Genomic DNA, 25,571 nt, shown 5'->3' on the forward strand with positions numbered 1-25,571 from the left:
AGGTTTGCTGAATACTACATGTAAATTATACCGATTTATTCGTTCTTTTAGCTCCAGCCCATCCCACGTCTCGTTCATGATTTGAAGAATAAATCCCTGGGTATCAAACGAGCTATAAGCTATTTATACTTCTTTCACCGAAAGAGCGAAGAAAATTCGCTGTGTACATATTTTTTCAAAGGCTGAGCCATCTTGTATCTCCTTTGGAGTCCAAAAGTAACGATAGTTTTACCTTTGTCTATGATAAAGCCTTATCATGGCGAGGCCAGACATACTAAAAATGCCAGGTTCTATGATGAGAACCTGGCATTGGCATGGATGGCTTAGGAATTGTGGGAAGGGGCAACTCCTCCAATCTCTCCAGAAGGAATCTGATACTGGCGAATATCCTTAACCAGAAACATAATCAATCCGCATAGTACAGTAATCAGTCCACTGAAAAAAAGAACCTCACTCAGAGAAAACCGTAAAGCTAGCGCCCCTCCAATCACGGCCCCTAATGGCAGAGCCGCATTCGACAAGGTGTTTAAAAAGGCTGTAACACGTCCCAGTAACGGCAGCGGTGTAATAATTTGAATCAAAGACGTTTGCAGCACATTGATGATGCCAGTAAAAATGCCTAATAACAGAGCTGCCAGCAGCTTCATCCACATCTCGGGTACAAGGGAAAAAACATAGATTGCCAGTCCCATGGCTACCCAGGAAACCGCGATGGTAATGCCGTTCTTTTTCAATACACTGACCAGAAAGGAACCGATGAAAATACCGATAAAGTAGGCTACATACAGCAAGCTGTAATAGATTGGCGAGCCATAGGATACTGCGATAGAAGGCATGGCAATGACCAAGATCGCCATCGAAAAGTTTGTCAGCGCAAAGAACGGAAGCATAATTCTCAGGAAGGTGTGCCGTTTTACAAAAAGATACCCTTCTTTCAATTCGTTCAAATAGTACACGAGCTTTAGCGAACTCCTTCCGTTCGTGTCTTCCACCGGAGGAGCATCAATTTGCTTGTTGAGCCTGACATATACAAAGCCTGCCAGAAACAGCATCGCGCCGGCTAGAAAAAACGTGTTTTTCATCCCCATTGCGATGATGAGCGAGGCTCCAGCCAGATATCCGACAATATTAATAACCTGATCCGTCGACAAAATCATGGAATTCGCCCGGACAATCAAATCCGGCGAGCCTATCAATTGCGGCAGCATTTTACTATTGGCCGGATAAAACAGTGTGGAGAAGCAGGATGCAATGAAGACAATAACAAGGATAGCGACCAGATTGACCATCCCGTCCTGAATGAGAAATGGGACGACCAAAATTAGCACAGCCTGCGTAAACAAGGCGATACTGGCTAACAAAGGCGGTGAATAACGGTCCACCACAGGACCCACGAGAAAGCTGAAAATCGACGCCGCAGATACGGCCGTATACGTGAAGCTGGTCATCGCCACCGACTGTGTCGATTGCTGAACAAAATACAGCAGGACGATAGAATAAATGCTGTCTGCGATATTGGCAGAAGTACGAGATGCAAAAAATCGGATAAAACGGCTATCCTTAAACAATGGATTCACATCTTCATCTCCTTACTGCAAAATGGTCAAAGCATTCAAGAGCCTGTCACTAGCAGTCTGGAAGATTTGATGGATATACTGGTCGTTCTCATGATATGGAATGGTAAGTGAGATTTTCAGAATATCCCCCACATGCTCTGACTCAAAGAAAATAACCTTGTTGACATTGGCCTTTGTGCCTTCGGTATGCAGATTGTCGAGCAATTCTGCATCCTCTCGTCCCTCACCCAAATAGTTGAATACGATAGGCAGCTGTTCAAGTCCTTTTATCAAAATGCTGCTAGATATCGGGTAAGCTTTCTCCATTTCAGCATTGAAGATCAGATTGAAAAAGTTCAAATGATAGCGTGAAGCAAAGTCCAGGTGGGTATGGATACTCTTTTCATAGGATTCAGAGTCATCTTCCTGCAGCACAACGGGTATATGATCAATACACTCGCCTACGGTTCCAAAATAGTTTCGGTCGCCATATTGTCTTCCATAATTAGTAATCCAAAGCGGAACATCAGAGAGTTGGAAATAGCTGCTGAAAAAACTTACAGCCATTTGAAGCGAAATATCCCACATATTCGCAGCGCCGTGCTGCTCTGAAATGTCGCTTAAATTCAGCTCCCAACGATATCTGGTAGTGTCCGCATAGTTGCGTTCTTCGGTCAGCACATGGATACGATCATTATTCTCACCAAACGTTTGGAGTTTGAATTGCTCGCTGATTTCCTGATCCCCGATTCCTTGAGGGCCTTGGCGGATATGGTTTACATATTCCCGGTATTGCACCTCTTCTGTCGCATGTGCCGTCTGCTGCGGACGATGATATTCATCAAGGAGTTGTCTGCGCAGGATGTCGCTGCTCGTAGCATCAAAAATGATGTGCGAGCAAGGGAGCAATAGCAGATGTTCCCGCAAATTTAAGCGAATCAGGACGATCCGGTACTGCAGCGACTGTGTAAGTTTATAAGGTTCTAAAAATAACTTAGAAGCAATGGAAGAAAGAAGCCTGCGTTGTGCTTGTACCGGTTGACCGGAGAGATCAACAGTCGGTAAAGAAAAATGCTCTGGAACTGGACGCAACTCCCATTCCCATGCTCCGGATGATTGAACAAGTACGCTTCTTAGCAATTCATGGCGTTCAATAAGCCGCTGAATCGTTACGGTCAAACGCTCGGTGTTCAAGTAGCTATCTAACTGCACAGCCATACCCGAGCCTGTAAAATGTTGCAAATGGTAATGCTGAGCTGGTGCAAGCGGATAGCGCCCAATAGCATTCAGACTTAGTATATTGGTATTCCACTCAGTATTTAACTCAGCAATGCTGGCAAGCCATACATCGGCCTGTTGTTTAAGTAAGGTTTCTTGTTCTTCGTTTGTCGGTATAGCTCCGAGAATTCTATCTGGTTCGTCGGTTCCCCAGCGGACGATATAATGCGGGTGCAGGTCTGGATGGATATGAGATTGGATAAATTCTGAGATTGCCTGAACTTGTTCTACGTGAAAAGGCTCCACTTGCAGGAACAAATAGTTTTGATTATCGGTGGAAACAGTCTGAAGAAAGACCTGTACACCAAACGCTTCTGTAATAGCCCGCTCAACCTCCTGAGCTTTCGCAATGAGCGTATCCGCGTTCACTCCGCCCTCTTCAACACGTTGTAAAAGATCAGACAAACTTCTTATTGTCTGATATTGAAGCAATTGATGTATATCCAGCGGAATGTTCGATTCATGTACTTTCGATACCAGTTGAATGGCCTTCAATGAATGACCTCCAAGCTCGAAAAAGCCGTCGTCAATGCCGACCTTTTCAACGCCAAGCACCGCTTGCCACAGGTTCGCCAACTGTTGTTCCACTTCATTTCTTGGAGCAACGTATTCCATATCGGAACCGCTGGTCATTTCTGGCTCAGGCAATGCTTGGCGGTCGATTTTACCGTTCGTTGTCAGGGGAAACGCCGGCAGGAACACATACTGGGCAGGAATCATATAATCCGGCAACTGGCCAATCAAATGGGTCTTCATATCACTCTTGGATAGCGGTACGTCGGTTGAGATATAAGCACAGAGCGTTTTTTGACCATCCTTCGTGCTTTTTACCGCTACGTGCGCCTCCCGAACTGCATCATGTTTCATGAGCTGGGTTTCAATTTCGCCGGGTTCAATACGATATCCGCGGATTTTAACCTGCTGGTCTATCCGTCCGAGATACTCCAGATTGCCGTCCGGTAGCCATCTGCCCAAATCACCTGTCCGATATATTTTTTCGCCCAGAATGAATGGATTAGGGACAAAATTTAGCTGGGTCAGATCATCCCTGTTTAGATAGCCGCGCGCCAGACCATCCCCACCAACACAAATTTCCCCTTGAGCACCAATAGGCAGCAGCCTGCTTGAAGAGTCCAAAATATAAACAGTTGAATTGCCAATTGGGCGACCAATAGGAATGCGGTTATATTCCTTATCAATCGGGAAATAAGTAGAGAATGTTGTGTTTTCTGTGGGGCCATAGACGTTGATAACGTTCAGTCCCGGAGAATGTGCTCTAACCGTATTAATGATCCCAGGTAAAAGCACATCCCCGCCCACCAGCAAGTGCTTTAGAGAAGCAAAGAGATCTGGTTTATGCTGTGTGAGTTGGTTAAACAAGGGCGATGTCAGCCACATCGTTGTAATATGATATCGATCCAGCGCTTCACCAAGCTGAACAGCATCCAAGATTATGGATTCCGGTACAATGTACAAACGCAATCCGTTCAGCAATGCTCCCCAAATTTCAAAGGTACAGGCATCGAACACGAGCGCCCCGGTCAGCAAAATGCGTTCGTTCTCGGCAAATGGTACGTAATTGGTGTTCTTCACCAGCCGTATGACATTCCGATGTTCAATCATGACACCTTTGGGACGTCCAGTTGAGCCAGATGTATACATGACATAGGCCAGATCGTCTGCCGTTGTCGATTCGGAAAAAATGAAGTCGTCGGAGTCGTCGGAGCTGATGTCGGCCAGATCCAGAACTGTACCGGAAAAATCGAAAGTGTGCATCTGTTTTCCCTTGTCGGATAGGGTTAGCAGAATTTCGCTACCGCTATCCTGAAGCATAAACATAATCCGTTCCTGCGGATAAGAAGGCTCCAATGGCAAGTAGGCTCCACCCGCCTTCAAAATACCAAGAATACCGATAATCATTTCTGGTGAACGTTTAGTCAAAATGCCTACGATGGTATCCGGCGCAACACCCAGTTTCTGCAGCTTCGAGGCCAGCTGATTAGCTTTTTTATTTAATTCGCGGTAGGTTAGCTCACGATTTTCAAATACAATAGCTACTGCATCCGGTGTTTTCTCAGCCTGTTCTTCAAATACGTGATGTATGGTGTGGTCCGATGGATACGGTCTCCGTGTATCGTTAAAATCAAATAAGAGCTGCTGTTTTTCCTCCGCTGTCAATAGATCAATCTCCGAAACCCGGATATTTGGGTTTTGAATAACTTGCTCCATCATTTGGATGAGGTGAGCAGCCAATTGTTTGATCGCATTTTTGTTATACGTCAGCGCGTTATAGCTAAATTTGATTTCCAGCTCGCGCCCAGGCATGACGATTACATTCAAATCATAATTCGTCTGTTCAATATCCTCTACTTCACCAACACGGAGTGCTTTGGTTTTTTTTTCTAATCCAGTAAGTTCTTCCGAAACGGGAAAGTTTTCAAAGGCGACAATATGCTGGATCAGGTTTTGTTTTAGTACACTATGGGCTTGAATATCAGCCAAGGAAAAATAGGAATACCGATTGGACTCCATTAAGGAATCCTGTATAGACGTAAGCAAGTCGGAAAACCGCAGTTCAGCGGAGCTTTTAATACGTACGGGTATGGTATTAATGAATAATCCGACCATATTTTCAATACCGGGGATTTCATCAGGTCTGCCCGACACAACAGACCCGAAAATGACGTCCTTACTGTTGTTGTACGTTTGTAGTAATAAGCCCCAAACGGTTTGAAATAAGGTGCTGACGGTGACACGGTTTTGCTTGGCGATTTGTTCCATGCCTTGGGTCAGCTGCTCTCCCCATGTGCATATGAGTTGCTCTACCTGAAATGAAGGATCGACGGATTGAGTATAGCCGGGCACGACAGTTTCATTTTCAAAATCAGCCACATATTGTTTCCAGTATGCTGCTGCTTCCTCTTTATTTTGTCTTTCCAACCACTGAATAAAGCTGCTAAATGGCTGGACAGGCTCTAATTTTAAAGGAGTATCGTCCCGAAGCGATGTGTAAATATCAAAAAAATCTTTGGCTACCACCCTCAGACACCAGCCGTCCATAATAATATGATGAGAGATCCAGATGAGCTTTGAGGTGTCCTCATCCCACTGTACAAGCGCTAACCGGATGAGAACCTCCTTTTCCAGATCAAAACCTCTCTGCCGCTCTTCCTGTAAAATGGCTTGAAGTCGTCTGTGCTTTTCCGCATCCGGTAAACTACGCACATCTTGGGTATGGACAGGAGCAGCTAATCGTTCCCCCAGTACAACCTGAAGCGGACGATCCGCCTCCTTATACATGAATACCGTACGGAAAATATCATATCGGTCAATCAGCTTTTGTAAGCTTCGGCTGATTAGGTTGGTATCCATAGCTTCATGAATGGTAATGATCGTTTGTTCGAAATAAGCCTCTGACTCTTCATCAAGTATGGAATGAAATAGCATTCCCTCCTGCATCGGGGATAGCGGATAGAGATCTTTAATTTTCACTTGGTGGTTTAACAGCTTATTTGACAAGCGATTTGCAATATTTTCAAACTGGTCCAGAGACAATTGCCCATATGTAAAATCCGTCGGGCTTTGTTCTGCTGTATCCTTGGCACAGCAATGGCGAATAAGTTCGATCAGATGATTCTTAAAGCTGGCTGTAAGTCGCTCCACCGTCGATGCTTCATATTCACGTGCGTTGTATTCGAATACAATGCGGAGTCTTTCGTCAGCCACCGCACCATGAATATCAAAGCTGGGCGCTTTTTTAGTCAGAGGGTTGATTTCAGTACCGGCAAACGTGGATAGTGGCGAGGTACGCCATGTCGTACCTTCTCTGGCTTCTCCGTCAAAGCTAAAGTTTATCTCAGGTGGCTTGGCAGAAAAAAAGGTTACCCTATTCTGCTGCTCCCTGTCGGTCAAGTAGCGTAAAATGCCATAGCCGAAACCCTTGTTGGGTACGCGTCGCAAATTGTCCTTAACCAGCTTGATTTGATGGGCCAAATCTTCGGGTTTGCTCACATTTACCACCAACGGATACACGGACGTAAACCTGCCAACTGTACGTGATACGTCAATGTCTTTAATCAATTCCGTCCTGCTATGACTTTCCACCTGGACTGCAATTTCAGCATGTCCGCTCCATTCCCGGTAAGCCAGTCCTAGCGCCGTCATTAAAATATCATTTGTTTCTGTATTGTAAGCATGGTGCGCATGTTTTAGCAGGTTTTCGCTTTCTTCCCGGCTGAGTGTCACTTCGGATTTGCGCACGTCACGGATCAAGCTATCTGGAACCTCATGATCTTTTGGCAGCGGAAGTATTTCACGAGCTTCTACCGTATTCCAATAGCTGATTTCCTGACGCGCCAGCTCGCTTTGTGCATACTTGGACAAACGTGCTGCCCATTCTTTGTAGGAATCGGTCTTGGCGGGTAACTGTAGCTTTTCACCGTTAGCTAACTGTTGGTAGGTTGTTTCCAAGTCTTCCAGCAGGATTCTCCACGACACACTGTCTACGACAAGATGATGAATGACGATTAACAAATGATCGGATTCCTGCAGCCGAATTAAAGCCAAACGTACAAGCGGGCCGTTACGCAAATTAAAACTGCTTTGTAACGCGTCAGTGAGCTGCGCGATTTCTTCCTCAGGCTGGTCAGCATGTGAAAAATCGTAGCTTTCCAATGTAAAGTGTTCACCTTCGGCTGTGCCTCTGTTATAGGCGACAGGTTCTTTTTCACGTTCATCAAAGGTAATGCGCAAGGCATCATGGTGCATGGTCAGCTTGTCCACGGCGCTTCGCAGCCAGGTTTCGTTCCATCTTTCGGGGTTCTGGAGCATGACAGCCTGACTGTAATGATGACGTTCTATACGATGATGCTCAAAAAATTCCCATTGGATCGGTGTCAACTCCACTGTACCTTGTACCGCCCCCTGCGGGATGGTCCGAATTACTTTTTTTATATAAGGAGCAATCAAATCAATCTGCGGATGGCGGAACAAATCCTTCATGTCCATTTTGAGGCCCTTCGCGTTTAATCGGGCTGCGATTTGCAACGCTTTGATCGAATCGCCACCAAGCTCGAAAAAGTTGTTGCGCAGACCAATCGGCTTAACGCCAATGACTTCCTCCCAGATGGAAGCGAGTGTTTGCTCCAGTTCGCTCTGCGGCGCTTCATACTCGACGTCGGTCAACACAAAATCTTCGGGTTCTGGAAGCGCACGTCGATCAATTTTACCGTTATGGGTCAAAGGTAATTGATCCAGCACGATAATATGTGCGGGCACCATATAGCTTGGCAACTGCTTGGCAAGCTCTGTCCGCAAGAAGGATTTGTCGGTTGTACCTGCTACGTAGGCGCACAAATACTTTCGTCCGGTTTTATCCGTTCTATCCGTGACCACCGCTTGGCGTACCTCATCCAATTGGAGTAAGGCCGACTCAATTTCACCAGGTTCGATGCGGTAGCCACGAATTTTCACCTGAAAGTCAATCCGACCGATGAAATCAATGTTGCCATCCGGCAGCCAGCGTGCCAGATCTCCGGTGCGGTACAGACGCTCTCCCTTTACAAAAGGATTCGGTACAAATTTCTCCGCCGTCAGGTCAGGACGGTTCAAATAACCGCGGGCCACAGAAGCGCCGCCCAAACACAACTCTCCGGCTACGCCGACAGGGAGCGGACGAAAAGCCTCATCCACGATATATACTTTATGATTCGGCAGTGCCTTTCCAATCGGGACGATACCTGATGGAGGCAAACGTTCAGCTGTTTCTTCATAAAAGCTGGAATCAATAGCCGCTTCGGTTACACCGTAGGTATTCATGATGCGCATCGTATCGCCGAAGCGATTCAAAAGCGTCCGATAGTTTTCAACGCCAAAGCTGTCCGCGCCTGTAGTAAGCAGCTTCATGGCGCTGACATCTGTACCGTGTTCATATACATAGTCCATAAGCAGCGTCAACAAGGCTGGTGGAACTTCAAACGTCGTAATTTCGTGCTGTTCGAGAACCTGGGCCAAAGCTGGAGGATCGTTGCGCACATCCTGTGGGCAAATGACCATGGTGCCTCCGTTCACGAATGTCTTGGCCAGATCACCGGCAAAGACATCGAACGACATACTGGCAATCTGAAGGAGCTTGACGGGAAACTCTTTTAACTGGTGAGCTTCTCTATAGCCCCACGCCGTATTTACGTAATGGCGATGCTCGATCATCACGCCTTTGGCGTTGCCCGTCGTTCCCGATGTGTAAATGACGTAGGCCAAAGCCTCGGGATCATGAATAGGTGCGTAGATAGGCGCTTGTTGATGGGAATGCTCCGCTTGTGAAGCCTGTTGAAGTAACGCTGGCAAGTCCAGCACTTCCCCCGCAAAATCCACATCGGCTAATAGTTCAGTCAAGGAAGACTGCGTGAGCATAATCGTAGCTCCGCTGTCCTGAAGCATGTAAGCAATTCTTTCTTTCGGGTAGGTCGGATCGACAGGTACGTAGGCAGCTCCCGCCTTCATAATCCCTAACACAGCGATAATCATGTCTGCTGAACGCTCAAGCATCACGGCGACGAGATGCTCACGCTTGCCCCCACGGTTTTGCAGTGCTTGAGCAAGCAGATTAGCCTTCTCATTCAGCTCATGATAGGTAAGTGCGGTGTCTTCGTAGATGACGGCGGTCTGTTCCGGGATACGTTCTGCCTGCGCCTCAAATATTCCATGAAACGTTCCAGCAGGATAGTCGGTAATCGGCCCGCTCCATACATTGGTGAGTTCCATCTCTTCTGTAGCGGTCAGCAGACGAATGTTCCGCAGCAGGAGTTCTGGTGTACGTGCAATTTGGACGAGAACATGCTCCAAATGCCCAGCTAACCGTGTCATCGCTTCATCGCTGTAAACATAGTTGTTGTAGGACAGCATAAAGCTCAGCGCTTTTCCGTCTTCTACTTCGATGTTGAAGTGGTAAGGTGTTTCTTCGGACAGCTGAGCGTCCTCCACGACGAATCCAAGTCGTTCCTTTAGATCAGGCCGGCCAACCATATCCTGCAGCGGATAGTTTTCAAATACAACAAAATGGTCCATGAGTTGCTGCTTGAGTGCTGACTGGGACTGTATTTCAGCGAGTGAAAAATAGTCATATGCCCGTGATTGAATCGCGCTGCGCTGCACTTCGCGAAGCAGACCTGAGAATGGCAGATCTGCATCCAATTTGATTCGTACCGGTATGGTGTTAATGAAAAGTCCCAACATCTGTTCAACACCTTCAAGCTCCGGCGGTCGACCGGAAACAACGGTGCCGAAGACGACGTCTTCACTTTGGTTGTATCCTCCAAGCACCACTCCCCATGCAGCCAGAAACAGACTGCTAAGGGTTGTTCCGTTGCGTTCAGCCACCGTCCGTAATTGACGGGTTGTTTCATCCGTGAGTGTTATTTTATGCTCATGCAGCAAGTACCCGGTATCTGGCTGGAGCGGATGGGCTACAGGTAGGGTAGGCAGCACAGCTGGCTGATCATAGTCGTTCAGGATGGACCGCCAGTATTCCTTCGCCGCCTCCTTATCCTGCTTATCCAGCCAGCGGGCATAGCCAGTATAGGGCTGCGGTGTCGGCAGTTGTACGGGCTTCCCCGCTTTCAGTGCTTCATAAGCCGCGAACAGCTCGTCCATAACGATGCCGAGGCACCAGCCGTCCATAATAATATGATGAAAGCTTAAAAGCAGCGTGTATGCGTTCGTTTGGGTTTGAAGCACAGCCAGACGAATGAGCAAATCCTTGCTCAGATCGTAACGATGGTTTCGGTCTGCGTCTGCGTAGCTGCGAATGGCCTCTGCTTGCTCTGCCTCGGGAATATTCGTCAGATTCTCATAACGAAGCGTTGGATTTCGTTCCTTAAACACGATGAGCCGCGAACGGGAAGCACTTTTATGATAAATATTCGAACGAAGCGTTTCGTGACGCTGCACCAGAGTCTCGAAGCTCTTTTGCAGAGCCTCCAGGTTCAGTTCACCCCGGATGATCATTCGTACTTGCTCATAGTACGCCTGTGATTCCGGCTCCATCACTGTATGAAAGAGCATCCCCTCCTGCAAAGGCGTTAAATTGGCCACTTTTTCGATTTCAAGCCTTTTACTCATCGGATTTCCCCCTCAATCGAATATTTATAGGCTTTCATAAAAATGCTTCATCTCTTCGAACTCTTCCAAATCCAGATCATCTGCCCCTACGTCTGTTGGTGTCAGTTCCTGACCGGACTGATTAAGGCAATGACGAATGGTATTCAACAGGTGTGTTTCGAAGCGGGAGAAAAGTTGTTTGACCGTGCGCTCTTCATATGCATTCCTGTCATAGGATATACGGATACTTAATTTTCCGTCCTCCAACCGGCTATCCATATAAAGAGCATAAGATGAACCATTACTCACATCCTTGGTACCTGGTCCAATTTCAGCTTGCAGCGGCGATATTGAAAAATAAACCGATTCCGGGTGTGGGGAGTCTATATAACGGAAACCAATTTCCGGATGACGAAAACGTTTAGAATCCGTTGGATTGCTGGCTTCGGTCAGATATCTCAATGCACCGTAGCCCAATCCGTGATTTGGAACCTGCCGAACCGTTTCCTTCACACGCTTGAGCAACAGCGCTATATCATCCGCAGATTTGATGTCCAGTACAACTGGATACACGGACGTAAACTGCCCTACCGTTCTGGAGATATCCAGCGAATTTGTTTCAGCCTGCTCTCGGCCAGGGTTCTCCACGTATAGTGCAATCCGTTCTTGTCCTGACCATTCGGACACTGTTTGCCCCAGTACGGACAGCAGTACTTCCTCCGGCACGGTATTATAGGCATGATTGACCTGTGTCATCAGATGCTGGGTTTCGTCAGTTGATAATTGCAGGTGGAGCTGATGTGTTTGTCTCTCCGATCCAGAATCCGTAATGACTTCATGGTCTTTGGGAAGCGTTCTCCACTCTGACAACTCTATCTTGTTCCAATAGTCCTGCTCCTTGAGCAGCTCTTTACTATTCGCATAATGTTCAAGATGCTCTGCCCACGTTTGGTAAGCGTTCGTTTTGTCCGGTAAAACAATCGTTTCCCCATCCAGAGCTTGTCCGTAGCCTGTTGCCAGATCTTCGAGCAAAATATTCCATGAAATGGCGTCAGCCACTAGTGGGTCTACAGCAAGGAAAAGATGATCTCCGCTATCCAGACGGAAAAGCCCTGCCCGAACTCGTGGTCCTTCAAACAGCCGCAGGCTGCTTTGAATCCGTTGACATTCAGCTTCCATCTGGCTGCGTGCTTCGCTTTCCGTTCCCGTAAGCGACAGTACCTCCAGCGTGATTAGCTGTTCATGCAGTCCTTTGTGAGCTTGCGTAACCGACTCGTCAGCCTGTTGTAATAAGCCAAGGCGCAGAGCATCGTGGTGCTCTACGATTTTCTTCAATGCGGCTCGCAATGGCTGCTCGTCAAAGCCCGACTTTGCCAACAGCAGTACCGACATTGCGGCAGGAAGTGCCTCGGATGCTGGATGCCGTTCAAACCCATCGAGTAGATGTCGTTGTATCGGTGTCAGTGGTACTTCTCCATCTATCGGACCTTGCTCTATCGGACGGGACAATGTTTCTGCATAGCCGCTCAGGATTTCAATGGACGGATGCTCCAGTACGTGTCGGATATCCAGCAAATACCCGTGGAGACGCATGCGTGCGATGACTTGAACTGCTTTAATCGAGTCGCCTCCGAGCAGAAAAAAGTTATCCTGAATGCCCACCTGATCGCGTCCCAAAACATCTTGCCATACGGCGGCCAAAGCTTCTTCCACATCATTTCGCGGCGCTACATAGGCCACATCCGGTCGGAATAGCTTTTCAGGCTCCGGCAATGCTTTTCGGTCGGTTTTTCCGTTCGGTGTCAACGGTATCCGATCCAGAAACACGAAGTAAGACGGAACCGAATAATACGGGAGCAACTTGGCGGCATGTTCATGAATGACCGTTAAGCTTGGTGTTTCTTCTGTATGCAATACAATGTAGGCACACAAGACGGATTCTTGCTCTTTGTTTTGATATACAGTGACGACAGCCTCTTGAATTGCAGAATGGCTCATCAAAGCATTTTCAACCTCACCCAGTTCGATCCGGAATCCACGTACTTTCACCTGATGGTCGATTCGGCCGATAAACTCCAGATTTCCATCTGCTTTCCAGCGAACGAGGTCACCCGTTCTGTACATTCGTGTCCCTATTGAAAATGGATTATCCACAAATTTTTCTGCCGTCAAATCCTCGCGGTTCCAATAGCCACGCGCCAGCCCTTCTCCTGCAATGCATAGCTCACCCGGTATACCGATTGGCTGTAATCTGTCCTGCGCATCCATGACGTAAATTTGCGTATTCGCAATGGGGCGTCCAATGTCAATCTGATTGGCATGGGTAAGTTCCTGCACTGCCGACCAAACCGTCGTTTCCGTAGGTCCGTACATGTTATAAATACGGGGGCCATTCAATTTCTGCAATGCCTCCAGCAGCCTGGGTGGAAGCGCTTCTCCCCCAACCATAATTTCCTGTAGACCTTGCAGCGCACGGGAGCCTTCCTCATGACTCAGCAGCATGTGCAGCCGCGATGGCGTCATTTGCAGCATGTCAATATGATGTGCAGTAATCAGTTCGCCAAGTGCCTGAGGATCGACCTGATGATGGCGGTCGCCTAGCACGACGGTCATTCCGCCTAGCAGCGGCAGAATCGCTTCCAAAACGAAAATATCGAACGAAATAGTGGTTAGCGATAAAATCGTTTTGTTCGCTGCAAAGTCAATCACTTCACGCATTCCTGTAATAAAATTCAGCACCGAGCGATGCTGGAGCATAACTCCTTTCGGATTTCCGGTTGAGCCAGAAGTATAGATGACGTAAGCCAGATGCTCCGGCTGAGCAGTGGCTTCCAGATTGGTCCTTTCTCCTTGATATACTTCCTCATCTTCGATAAACAGGGTGTTGGCGCTGTAATGGTGTTCTCCTACCAGATCGCGACTGGTCAGGAGCACGGCAGCCTCACTGTCACTCAGCATATACTCAATACGGGCTGACGGATATTCAGGATCGATAGGCACATAAGCGCCACCCGCTTTTAGCACGGCGAGCAGACCGATAATCATTTCCGCCGAACGCTGCACCATCAGGCCGACTAGCTTATCGGGTCCTACACCATTCGCTTGAAGTATCCGTGCCAGTGAGTTAGCACGTTCGTTCAAGTCCCGGTAGGTCAGACGCTGATTTCCGAACGCCAATGCTATATGACCCGGCGTCTGTACGACCTGCTTTTCAAACTGCCTGTGAACTGTCTCATGGTGCGGGAAAGGTACGACGGTATGATTAAATTCGGTTAGCAGTAATTGCTTCTCTTCATCAGATACGATCGTAATATCGGCCAACCGCACCCCGACATCCTGCGTCACCGTTTCCAAAATTCGCACAAAATGCTCTCCCATCCGTCGGATGGTCTCCGGTTTAAACAGCTTTGTGCCATACTCCAAAGTGAAGGACAAACATTCTTTTTCCTCGGTCACATGCAATGAAAAATCCACCTTGGATATACCCGCGTTGAATTCTTCCGGTTTAAAACGAATGCCTCCTGTTTCCAAAACATCTGTGCCGACATTTTGCAAACTGAACATCGTATCGAACACCGGGTTTCGACTTACGTCGCGCACCAGTTCCAGTTTGTCTACAAGCTCATCAAACGGGTATTCCTGATGCTCCAGTGCCAGCAGCGAGTTTTGCTTAACCTCCTGCAAAAAGGATTGGAACGTTAAAGAAGATCGCGGCTGATTGCGAAGAACCAGCGTATTGACGAACATGCCAATCATCGCTTGCGTATCCACATGCCGTCTTCCGGCAACAGGTGTACCCACGATAATGTCCTCTTGGCCAGTATATTTGCCCAGCAGGACATTATAAGCCGCCAAAAGTACCATAAAGATCGTAGATTCGGTATCTTGGGCCAATTTGTAGAGTGTGTTAGTAAGTTTGGATTCCAAGGTGACGGTCAAGCTGTCACCTTCAAAGCTTTGTGCTTGTGGACGCGAAAAGTCCGTAGGCATATTTAGTACAGGAAGCTCACCCTTCAAGGTCTGGAGCCAATATGATTCATGCGCTTGCAATGCGTCGTCAGTGATCTGCTGCTTCTGCCAAGCAACAAAGTCTTTGTAATGAAGCTGAATGTTCGCAAGCTGTCTGCCCTGATACCGTTGAATGATTTCATCTAGCAGCACGGCCATGGAGAAACCATCGGACACGATGTGATGCATATCCACTAGCAGATTGAAGCCACCTTTGATAAATTCGTACAGTTCGGCGCGGAATAAAGGAGCTGTTCCCAGATGAAAAGGCTGAACAAACAAGGTCCGAGCCTGTTTTGCTTCTTCCTTGGAAATACGGGTATATGGAATGTCGAATGGAATCGTGTCCCGAACTTTTTGTACCACTTCCCCGTCTTCCAGATCGAAATACGTCCTAAAGGATTCATGACGCAAAATAACTTCCCTAACGGCTTCAATGAAGCGGGGAACCTCCAGATCTCCCTCTATGAAAAGCTGACCTGGTACATGATAGGCCTTTCCACCTCCCAGCTGATCCAGCACGTACATTCTCTTTTGGGAAGAAGATACCGGATAGAAGGCTTGCGATTTCACAGATACAATCGGTTCATAGTTCTTCTTTGTTCCACCCGCAATGTATGTAGCCAGCTCAGCAATCGTTTGCAGCTCAAAAATGTGGCTGAGTGGAATGTGTACACCCAATTCCTTATTGACTCTCGACAGAATGACCGTCGCTTTTAGTGAATCACCACCCAGTTGAAAAAAATTATCGTCATCGCTGATATCTGTTACATTCAGAACGTCCATCCAAATGTTCACGAGTTGATCTTCTACGCCGTGGTTCTCAGGAGCGGTGTCTGTTTTAGTCAATACACTTGCTTGTCCCGGCTCTGGCAAAGCCTGTAGATCAGGCTGACCATCCGGCAGAAGAGGAATATGATCCATAGGAATCCAAAAACGGGGCTGCGTATAATCTGGAAGAATTTCGATTGCAGCCTTTTTCAGTGCGTCTTCTTCCCATGGCTTCGATGCGTTTGCGACCACATAGGCGGTTATATATGAGACTTTTCCAGCTTCGTCCGTTTGCGGTGTAATGACGCAGGACTCCAATCGGAAAGTTTGCAGCAGGTGTTTCTCCAACTGCCCCAAATTAACCCGATGTCCGCGAATGTGGATAGTCCGATTCAAATTGCCAATATGTCGCAGCTTGCCATCGTTTTCTACGTAAGCCCATTCTTGGGTCGTTCCCAACAGGCCTGCTCCTGAGGCTTGATACACCTCCCCTGCTGTCCCAACAGGTGCCAAATGCTTGTAGGCATCGAGGACGCAAAGATAGTTTCCGTTGGCGTCGGTATTTGCTGCCCATGCAGTTCGAAGTTGTTCGTTCTCCGACGCACGGAGTAAAGTCAGCGCGGAAACGCGGGCCCCTTCTTCCTCTACAATGGAATACAGCAGATTCAGGAAATATCCTGACCAGGCTTCGATAATGTTTGGCTGAAAAAGATCCGAATTGTAGTCGAAATCAAGACGTAATTGTTGCTGCGCCTCTGTCACGTTCAAAAACAACTCGTATTTGCTGAATGATACCTCATTCTCAATGAGTTCCACTTCCAGTTCATGGAATTGAAAACGCGGAATCGGTCGATCCATATTGAATACAGCGTTAATGACAGGCAAATGCCTCAGCCCCAGCTGAGCGAGTCCCGCAAAGCTGTACTTTTGGAAGCTATCCAGTTCATTCATGCGCTTTTTGACTGTTTGGACATGCTCCGTAAAAGTAGCATCAGGACGCACTTCGCTGATCATCGGAAGCAAGTTGACACAGTTGCCGATCAGAGAGAAGGCGTCCATATGGGATTGTCCTGCGGTGGGAACCCCCACCGTTACTTCCTGCTGCCCTGTCAGCCGATGTAGAAAAATCTGAAAGGCGGATAGCAGCGTTATAAAAAGACTGCTGCCTAGCTTTATGCTGGCGGATCTCAATTGTTTAACGAGCGGCGCTTCGAGCATTACGGTATGTCTGCTTCCTCTGGAAGACGGAATCTGTATTCCCCTCACCGGAGATGGCAAATGGAGAACAGGCTGCTGCTTTTCTAGCACTGCCGACCAAAAAGCTAGGGCCTCATCTTTCCCGGCTTTCAATTGATCCTGCTGCCAAACAACGTAATTCCGAAAAGGTACTGGATCGGGAAGGTTGTAGGCAGCATGTCGAACTAGCGCAGAATAGATGTGTTCCAGTTCCTGAATGAATACACTGATTGACCAGCCATCCGCGATAAAATGATGAAACGTAAAAACACCCAGATGCTCTTCATTCGATATTTTCAGCAGATGAATCCGGAATAATGGCTCGCCTGGCGTCATGGCAAATGGGGTTTCACTGTCCTTGATCATCCATGCCCAGATATGTTGTTCCTGTTCATCTGGGCGATAACTGGTAAAATCATGAAGTGGGATTTCCGCTTTCACCACAGGAGCGAACACCTGAGTTTCCCCATCGCCGCTCATAAAGATATGTAAGGCTTCATGACGGTTTACAATGGTCTGGACAGCTTGGTTGAACGCCTGCTGCTGAAGTGGACCACGAAACCGCAACAAGGCGGTTTCGTGTAAAGATTGAGAGTCACTTCGATCTGAAACAGAAGCGAACCAAAGCTGCTTTTGCTCTGGAGTTAACGCAATAACAGTTTCTGCTGCTTCAGCCTCTGGAGGTACGGTTACAGGTACAGGTTGCTTTCCCGGCCCCGGGCCGTTTCCATTCGGGGGCGGGTCCGATAAAAATCCCCCTTTACGCAGCTCGTTCACGCTATCCTTGACCGCTTGTACGATTCGCGCAATATCTTCCTCGGTATGGGCCGTAGACAAGAAGCAGTTTCGTCCCTCCCAGATATAGATGCCTTTGTCCAGCATGTGATAGAAGAACAGCTCCAGATCGCCTTTGAGCACGAAGCGGAATAGGGAGCCAAAGTGAACGACCTTCATAGGTACGCGTTCGTCAGTGAAATAGCTGTTCAGCTCCGCTGCTAACGCCGAGGTGCGGCTGTTCAAGCGATTTTGCAGTTGCTCGCCATGCTTCTCCAAATGATCCAGCACCGCTAAGGATGCAGCCATTGCCAGCGGATGATGGCAGAAGGTTCCTGCCACAAAGGTTCGCTGCTGCTCATGCTGCGGATAGGAATCATCCCCGAAGCTCCACGTGCCTCCGTCGATCCCGTTCATAAAGGCGGCTTTTCCGGCTACGATGCCGATGGGCAGCCCGCCGCCAATGATTTTACCGTAGGTTACGAGGTCGGCTTGTACCCCAAACCACGCTTGGGCTCCTCCGGGCTGAATCCGGAAGCCTGTGATGACTTCATCAAAAATGAAGGCAGTACCCGACTGCTCCGTTATCTGGCGAATTTCCTGCAAAAAGGCTTTAGGCTGAAAATCTGGTCGGCGGCTTTGTACCGGCTCCACGATAACCGCGGCCAGTTCATGCGCATGGGTGCGGATATAATCCAGAGAATCGTCCGCCCCATAATGAAGCACGACGACATCGTCCACCATATGCTGCAAGATACCTGGAGCTAGAGGTGTCGAATGCTCCTTGTCATCACCCGCGCTCCCCAGTGCCAGCACCCCGTCGAATGTACCGTGATACGAGCCAGCAAAAATGACGACTTTAGCTCGTCCAGTGGCAGCACGTGCCAAACGGAGCGCGACCATGACGGCTTCCGTGCCGGAATTATACAGGGCAATCCGTTCCACGCCGGTCATCTTGCATATTCGCTCGGCGACCTGTCCGGCCATGTTGGACATGGGGCCGACACACATGCCGTTCTTCAGCTCTTCTTCAATTTCTTCACGAATAAAGGCTGGATTGTGTCCGAACAGATTCACACCAAAGCCCATCGTCAAGTCGACATATTCATTGCCGTCCAGATCCCAAATTTTTGAACCATCGGCGCGTTGGGATACAATTTGATACACCATTTCCTTCAAAACAGGCCGGAAACCAGCCACATTGCGGTTATTGGCGTATACGGAGCGATACTGCTGGGTGTACTGTTTGGTGCTACGCGTACGGGCCGTGTAGCGTTCAATCAGTTCTTGTAGGTGTTGTTCCTGACGGAGCGAAAGCAATTCACGTGCTTTAACATCCAGCTTTTTATAAGGCGTATACGGCTTGGCTTCATTGCCTGTCTGCTTGAAAACAGCCTTTACGGATGGTGCTGGTGCTAATGCAGCCGCGACTTTCTGCTTGGATTCGGTACGGATGATCTGCGCACTTTCACTACTTGCCGGTAGCAAAACGCCCGTTTCCGGGTTAAATGCCTCGGAAGCTATTACGGATGCAAATGGCTGATGCCGGAGAACATCGAGCTGCTGTGACATCAGATGTAGCTGTTGCTCCAAAATTCGCTCTACAGCCGCAGGAGCTGTAGCGATTGGAAAGCTTTGAGCCCGTGTTTGTCCAGCCGTGTCTATGGCATAAACGGATGCCGCAGCCGGAACAGCGGATTCATGAGACGGTTGGGTTAGCGGGAAAGCTGCGTGATCAACCTGATTCAGAGTTGTTTCTGGTCGATTTTCCACAGATTGAACCGGGGTTTCAGCAGAAGTGAAAATGCTGACCCGCTCGGCTACGTAGCTGGCCAACAGCTCCAGCGTGGTCAACGATTCGAAAAATTCGTTCATTGGAATGTCCAGTCCGAAGGTATCCTTGATACTGTGGCGAACCTGGGACAAATTAATGGAATCCAGCCCAAGCTCCAGAAAATGTGTTTGTGGCTCCAGTTCCTCCAGACTGAGTTGGGACACGTTACCGATCATTTTCGCTAACTTTTGAAGAATAGATGATTTGTGCTGATCGGTAGTAGATGCTGGCGCTGAATACTCGTTCCCCATAATTCCAGACTCCTTTGCTTTTGAGTTTTCATGAACTGGTACCTTCTGTTCCGTTCGAACCTGTTCGGGTACGTTAATCCAGCATCTTTTCCGTTCGAATGGATACGTAGGCAGAGAAACCTTTTTATAGTGCTTACCTGCATAGAGGGCATTCCAATCGATCTGCGCTCCTTGCACATACTTGGCAGCCAGTTGCTCCAGTGATTGCAACGTGTCCAAGCTTCCAGTGACCATCTCTGCGCCACCTGTGCTATCCGCTTTCCCGGTGTATACACCTTCGACGACTCTACCTTGTTCGTGTAACTGAAGCACCTTCGCCTTCAACGCATCCGCCCCTGCGGCAGTAACAGCAATCCGGTGATTCAGGTGACTTCTGCCTGTGTTAGCCGTATAGCATACCTCCTGCATCACGAGTTCTTCCGCACATCCGAACCGTTCTGCGTACCGCCCGACCAGCTCGTGCAAAGCGGATTCACTCCGCGCTGACAGGGTCAGCAGCAGTGGTGATGATCTATTATTGCTGTCCGTTGAGGCTTGGTCTGATTCTGCCCTCGCTATATATTCCTCCAGCACCACATGGCAGTTTGTCCCGCTGAATCCAAAGGAACTCAGGCCGCTTCTTCTGGGGAAACCGTCCGTCTTCCATTCCCTAAGCCTCGTATTGGCATATACCGGGGATTCCTCAAAATGGATCTTTTGGTTTGGTGTGCGAAAATGAACGAGCGGCGCAATCTGTTGGTGCTTCATGGACAATACGGATTTGATCAAGCCCGCAATCCCGGCGGCTTCGTATAAATGACCGATATTCGTTTTGACCGTGCTGATCGCCACAAACTGCTTACGCTGTGTATGCTTGCGGAAAGCCTTGGTAATGCCGTCAATCTCAACCGGATCACCCAGCTTGGTGCCGGTGCCATGTGCTTCGATATAACTTATCGTTTCAGGATCAATCCGTGCATCACGCCACGCCTGCGAAATCACTTCTGCCTGAGCGAGGGCATTCGGCGCGGAAATACCAATCGTGCTGCCGTCCTGATTGATGGCACTTCCCTTGATCACGGCTAAAATGTTGTCACCGTCTTGTTCCGCTTTGCGCAGCGGCTTCAGTAAAACGGCTCCAACTCCTTCACCCCAGCCCGTTCCGTCCGACTGGTCGTCGAAGGCGCGTGCTCGATCATCGGAGGATTCCATGCCAATGCCCGCTTTCAGCGGCAGTAAAATCGTTTTCACTCCTCCTGCCAAGGCCATGTCGCAGTCTCCGCTAAGGATGGACTTGCAGGCCAAATGCACTGCCACGAGGGATGAAGAGCATGCTGTATCAATGGTTAGCGCCGGACCTTTTAGATCGAGCAAATATGCAATCCTGCTGGAAATAATGGATGATAAATTACCAATGGCAAAGTTCGGCAGCGCTCCCGGTTCCACCTCAGACAACAAACGCTCGTATTCGAAGCTGGTTTTGGAGAAGCCGACATACACGCCGACCTTTCGGCCTGCCAGTTGCTTACCCCCATACCCCGCATCCTCAATCGTGCTCCAGGCTGTTTGTAGAAATAACCGTTGATTCGGGTCCATGAGTGAGGCTTCCCGTGGAGTCAGCTTAAAGAAGGAGTAATCGAACTTGTCTACTTCATCCAGATAGCCGCCTTCTGCAATTTGCATATTCCGTCCTTCCGTATTCAAACGGGAAATGAAATCTTCGGCATCTTTTCTTCTTTCATCGCTGTACGGGCCGATATTGTCAGCCCCTGATGCCACATTCGCCCAAAACTGCTCTAATGTTTCCGCTTGAGGAAACTTGCCTGACATGCCGATGATGGCGATATCCCGGACATTTGCTTCCTCCTTGGTCTCGGACTGTGCTGTTGCAGCCGGGTCGCTGCTCATGCCCTGACTAGAGATATATGCAGCAAGCTTGGCGATGGTCGGATAGGAAAAGAAGTCCGTCACCTCAATATGAATCCCTAATTGATCCTCCAACAGGTCCACAATTTGAACGAGCTGCAAGGAAGTCACTCCGATATCAAAGTAGCTGTCGTCCGTCCCGATCGACTTTACATTTAAAATATCCTGGCAGATTCCAATCAGCTTCTGTTCTATCTCTCCTTGAGGTAAGACTACACGCTCAGCTGCTTGCATGACTCGAGTAGCCTCGGCCAGTGCTGTCAATATTTCATCAAATTCGCCCTGCTCATAACTCTGGGCTAATTTGAAGCGCTGAACCTTTCCACTGGTTGTTTTAGGAATACGCCGGATCGGAACCACATCCTGAATATGCCAACCTCCCCGGTAATTTAGATGACTTTTCAGCTTTTGGACAAGCGGTACAAAATGCTCTATCTTTTTCGTGTGCATCACAAAGGCAATAATACGATCCTGCCTCGTTTGCGTATCATGTACACCGCACACGGCTACTTTTCCGAGATCCACACCATCCAGTTCCTCGGCAATCCTCTCGATGTCATGCGGGTAGACATTCTGTCCGTTCACGAAAATGATATCCTTGGCTCTACCAGTAATAGTCAGGCGACCGTTCCGCATAAACCCTAAATCGCCGGTGATAAGCCAGCCATCCTCTGTTTTGACCTTCGCGGTAGCCTCTGGATTGTTATAGTATCCGGATGTCACATTTTTGCCGCGGATCTGTGTGTGTCCAATCACCCCATCTTCAAGCACCTGATTTTTTTCATCGCAAATGCGGACAGAGGTACTGGCCAACGGATACCCCAAATCCACAAAAGTAAGACACCGCTTGTCGGACTTGTCCACTTCTTCTATGGGTTCACCCACGTGTAACTGCTGCCGGTTCAAATGAATGGGTATAAAGGTGCTTTTGTCCAGAGGTGGAGAGGAAACTCCCACACTCGCCTCTGCCAATCCGTAGACAGGAAACATCGCATTTTTATTCAAACCGTGAACACTCATTGCATCCATAAACACATCACAAAGCTCCACAGATACGGGCTCCGCTCCATTTAAGATCATACGGACATTTGACAAATCCCAGTTAGCTGCTGTTTCGGGTTTATACTGATCGAGAAAAAATTTATATCCAAAATTGGGAGAGCATATTTGAGTCACCTTATGCTCCGATACTTTTTTTAGCCATAAAGACGGGCGTCTGATAAAAAGTGCCGTTGGCATAATCAACTGCTTGGCATTAGCGATCACACAGGTTAAATGAAATGCGATCAATCCCAGGTCATGCGTAAGCGGCATCCAGCCCAAATAAGCATCCTTGGAGCTCATGCCCGTTTGATTTGCGACATCCCGAATATTGTAAACCAAATTTTCATGCGTCAGCATGACTCCTTTGGGATCACCTGTAGAACCTGAGGAAAATTGGATAAAAGCTAAATCCTCCGGTTTGGGTATATGGGCAACACCTTTACTCTGATTGGAAAAATCGAATATATGGCTTGAAAAAGTCGCTTTTTTAACGGGCTCAAAGGAATCCAGCAGTTCGTGCTGGTGCGAGTATTTTTCCAACTGCTCCAATACCTTGTCATCTGCAATCATATAAGGGCGGGAAAGTGTATTCCAGATTTTAAACAATTTCATTTTATGCTCATCATTATTCCCTATGCTTACAGGAACAGGAACGATTCCACCGAGTAGGCAACCCCAAAATACATTCACAAAGGTATGATTGTCGTCGATCTGCATGATCAGCTCATCGCCAGGTTGTATCCCTTTTTCCTGTAATTCATAAAGTACCTGTGATGCTTGCTCCAGAAGTTTACAGTAGGATACGTATTCCTCTTGTTTATCACCAGAAATAAAGGTGATTCCGTTCTCATCCCGGCTTGCACGGTCATGAATGATTTCAATTAAAGTTTGAAACTGTTCCATCCTGATCCCTCCTCAATTGCTCTAGCATTACTTTCTGCTCTCCTTCGGAGACCTGTTTGGTTTGCAACACCAGGCGAATACACTCCAAAATCTCCTGTCTTTGCTCAAAAGCAGGAGGTGAACCGCTCCCTGATTCAGAGCTTCGAAGTAATTCTTCCAGTCTTTGAACAGGTAAAATAACACCCTTTCGATAATCATCTTCATTCCAATTGGCATTGGGGGTAGATACCGCCAGTGAAAGGGAACGAGCAACCCAATCACGGATTGAGAAGCGGCGTTCCAGTTCAACGCGATCCAAGTCTCTATCCACGGACAGCAATTCAATGGTAGTGCTTATTTCCTTCGCCAAATTTTTCAGCACCGTTCGTGGACCTAACTCGATGCCTTGTTCCACGCCATGATTCTCCATATACTGCATGGTTTGAATCCAGCGAACCGGGTGAGTCATTTGCAAAATCAATCCTTGACGGATGCTGTCAACATCGGGGTATGGCAGAGCGGTCACATTGGAGATCACGGGCCACTGCGCTTCATGGAAAGTGTATTTTTGCAGCTCGATGGTCAGCCTGTCCGCAGCATGCTGCATAAGCGGACTATGAAAAGGGCCGCTGACCTGCAAGCGAGTAATTTGGGCCCCCCGCTGTTCTAACTTGTCAGCTACCATAGCTATCGATGTATGATGACCAGAGATGACATACTGATTAGGCGAATTGTAACAAGCAATAACAGCAGGCTGATCGATTGGGGAGTGCAGACGACAGAATTCTTCCACGGCGTTCAACTCAGCTCCGCGAATGGCAATCATGCTGCCCAGACCGGCCTCTGCGGCTTCTTCCATGATGCGTCCTCGCTTTTGAACCAGTCGTAAAGCGTCGCTAAAGGATAGAACACCGCTACTTACCAGAGCTGAATATTCACCCAGGCTATGACCTGCTGAAAATTCAGGGATAATTCCGATTTCATGCATATAACGCCGGAATGCAATGACACTGATCGTGAGAAGTGCGGGCTGAGTATAGAATGTTCTGGATAGCTGGGTCATCGGACCTGCCATGCATAAAGCTTTCAGATCATATCCCAAAATATCAGCAGCCTCTTCGAACAAGCGATCCGCTTCTGCAAAGCCGCTATGCCACGTAGCCCCCATTCCTACATACTGAGAGCCTTGCCCAGGAAAAACCAAAGCAATGCGATTCATATCAAACCCCTTTCCTCCCCACAAAGATGTGGCAAAGCAAAAATGTTTTTACGATTCAGGTGTTAATGTACATATGTATGAAGACAATAGCTGTAGAGATAGATGTAGCAAAAAGCAACAAAACCGATTGTCAAAAAACAGTAATCGACATGTAAAAATGAGTTGGTTATGGAGTTTCCATTCGTGGTGTGATTGAGATCAAAAGTCAGATGTGTGAGTAGACTTGGAAGTGTAAAAAAACTTGAGGTATACTGGAATTCCAGGCTTGGAACCTAAAATTCAGTATCATAGATGAATGTAATGAGAAATTGTTGAGGTCATACAGGATGTTTTTCGATGTTAAGTATTAAATGAGAAATATTTTATTTATATAATAGATATGGACTCGAAAAATGTCAATATCTTTTTTAAATTCCTTTAATAAGGAAAAAATGCGATATATGAATGATTTTGTTTCAATATAAATATAAAAGTAAATTAAAGTATGTCGATATAATGTATAAGTATATTATATACACAAACAATGCCCTCTTTTGTCTAAAAATCAGGCATTGTTTGTAATTTTTAATGAATTCCCAACGCTCGTACATGGATAGCAGATATGGATGCTTCTCCGCTGTCGCCAGTGTCACCGCAGGGGCACCCAACTGATCACGAATAATCGTGTGTTCTACTCAATTCGTTTTCTCCCGTACCCTTGGCCTGTGCAGCCGGGT

The 25,571-nt window shown here is 47.8% G+C and carries 4 protein-coding genes; all 4 read right to left on the minus strand.

The genetic code is table 11. The annotated features are described in order from the left end of the window. Positions 1-323 precede the first annotated feature (323 nt). From ACEN8J_RS10475 to fabD, 4 genes are read right to left on the minus strand one after another with little or no spacing between them, the layout of a single operon-like run. A complete protein-coding gene (locus ACEN8J_RS10475) occupies positions 324-1,577 on the minus strand; it encodes an MFS transporter (protein WP_069012381.1) in 1,254 nt (417 codons plus the stop codon). 12 nt (positions 1,578-1,589) lie between these two features. Then, complete coding sequence (locus tag ACEN8J_RS10480; RefSeq protein WP_495594475.1) at positions 1,590-10,952, minus strand: amino acid adenylation domain-containing protein; 9,363 nt, start codon at positions 10,950-10,952, stop codon at positions 1,590-1,592. 24 nt (positions 10,953-10,976) lie between these two features. Next, a complete protein-coding gene (locus ACEN8J_RS10485; RefSeq protein WP_495594476.1) occupies positions 10,977-23,657 on the minus strand; it encodes a non-ribosomal peptide synthetase/type I polyketide synthase in 12,681 nt (4,226 codons plus the stop codon). Then, complete coding sequence (gene fabD / locus ACEN8J_RS10490; RefSeq protein WP_069012384.1) at positions 23,632-24,855, minus strand: ACP S-malonyltransferase; 1,224 nt, start codon at positions 24,853-24,855, stop codon at positions 23,632-23,634. The genes ACEN8J_RS10485 and fabD overlap by 26 nt, the downstream gene beginning before the upstream one ends. Positions 24,856-25,571: the final 716 nt, after the last annotated feature.

The sequence above is a fragment of the Paenibacillus sp. Paensp38 genome (genome assembly GCF_059491915.1).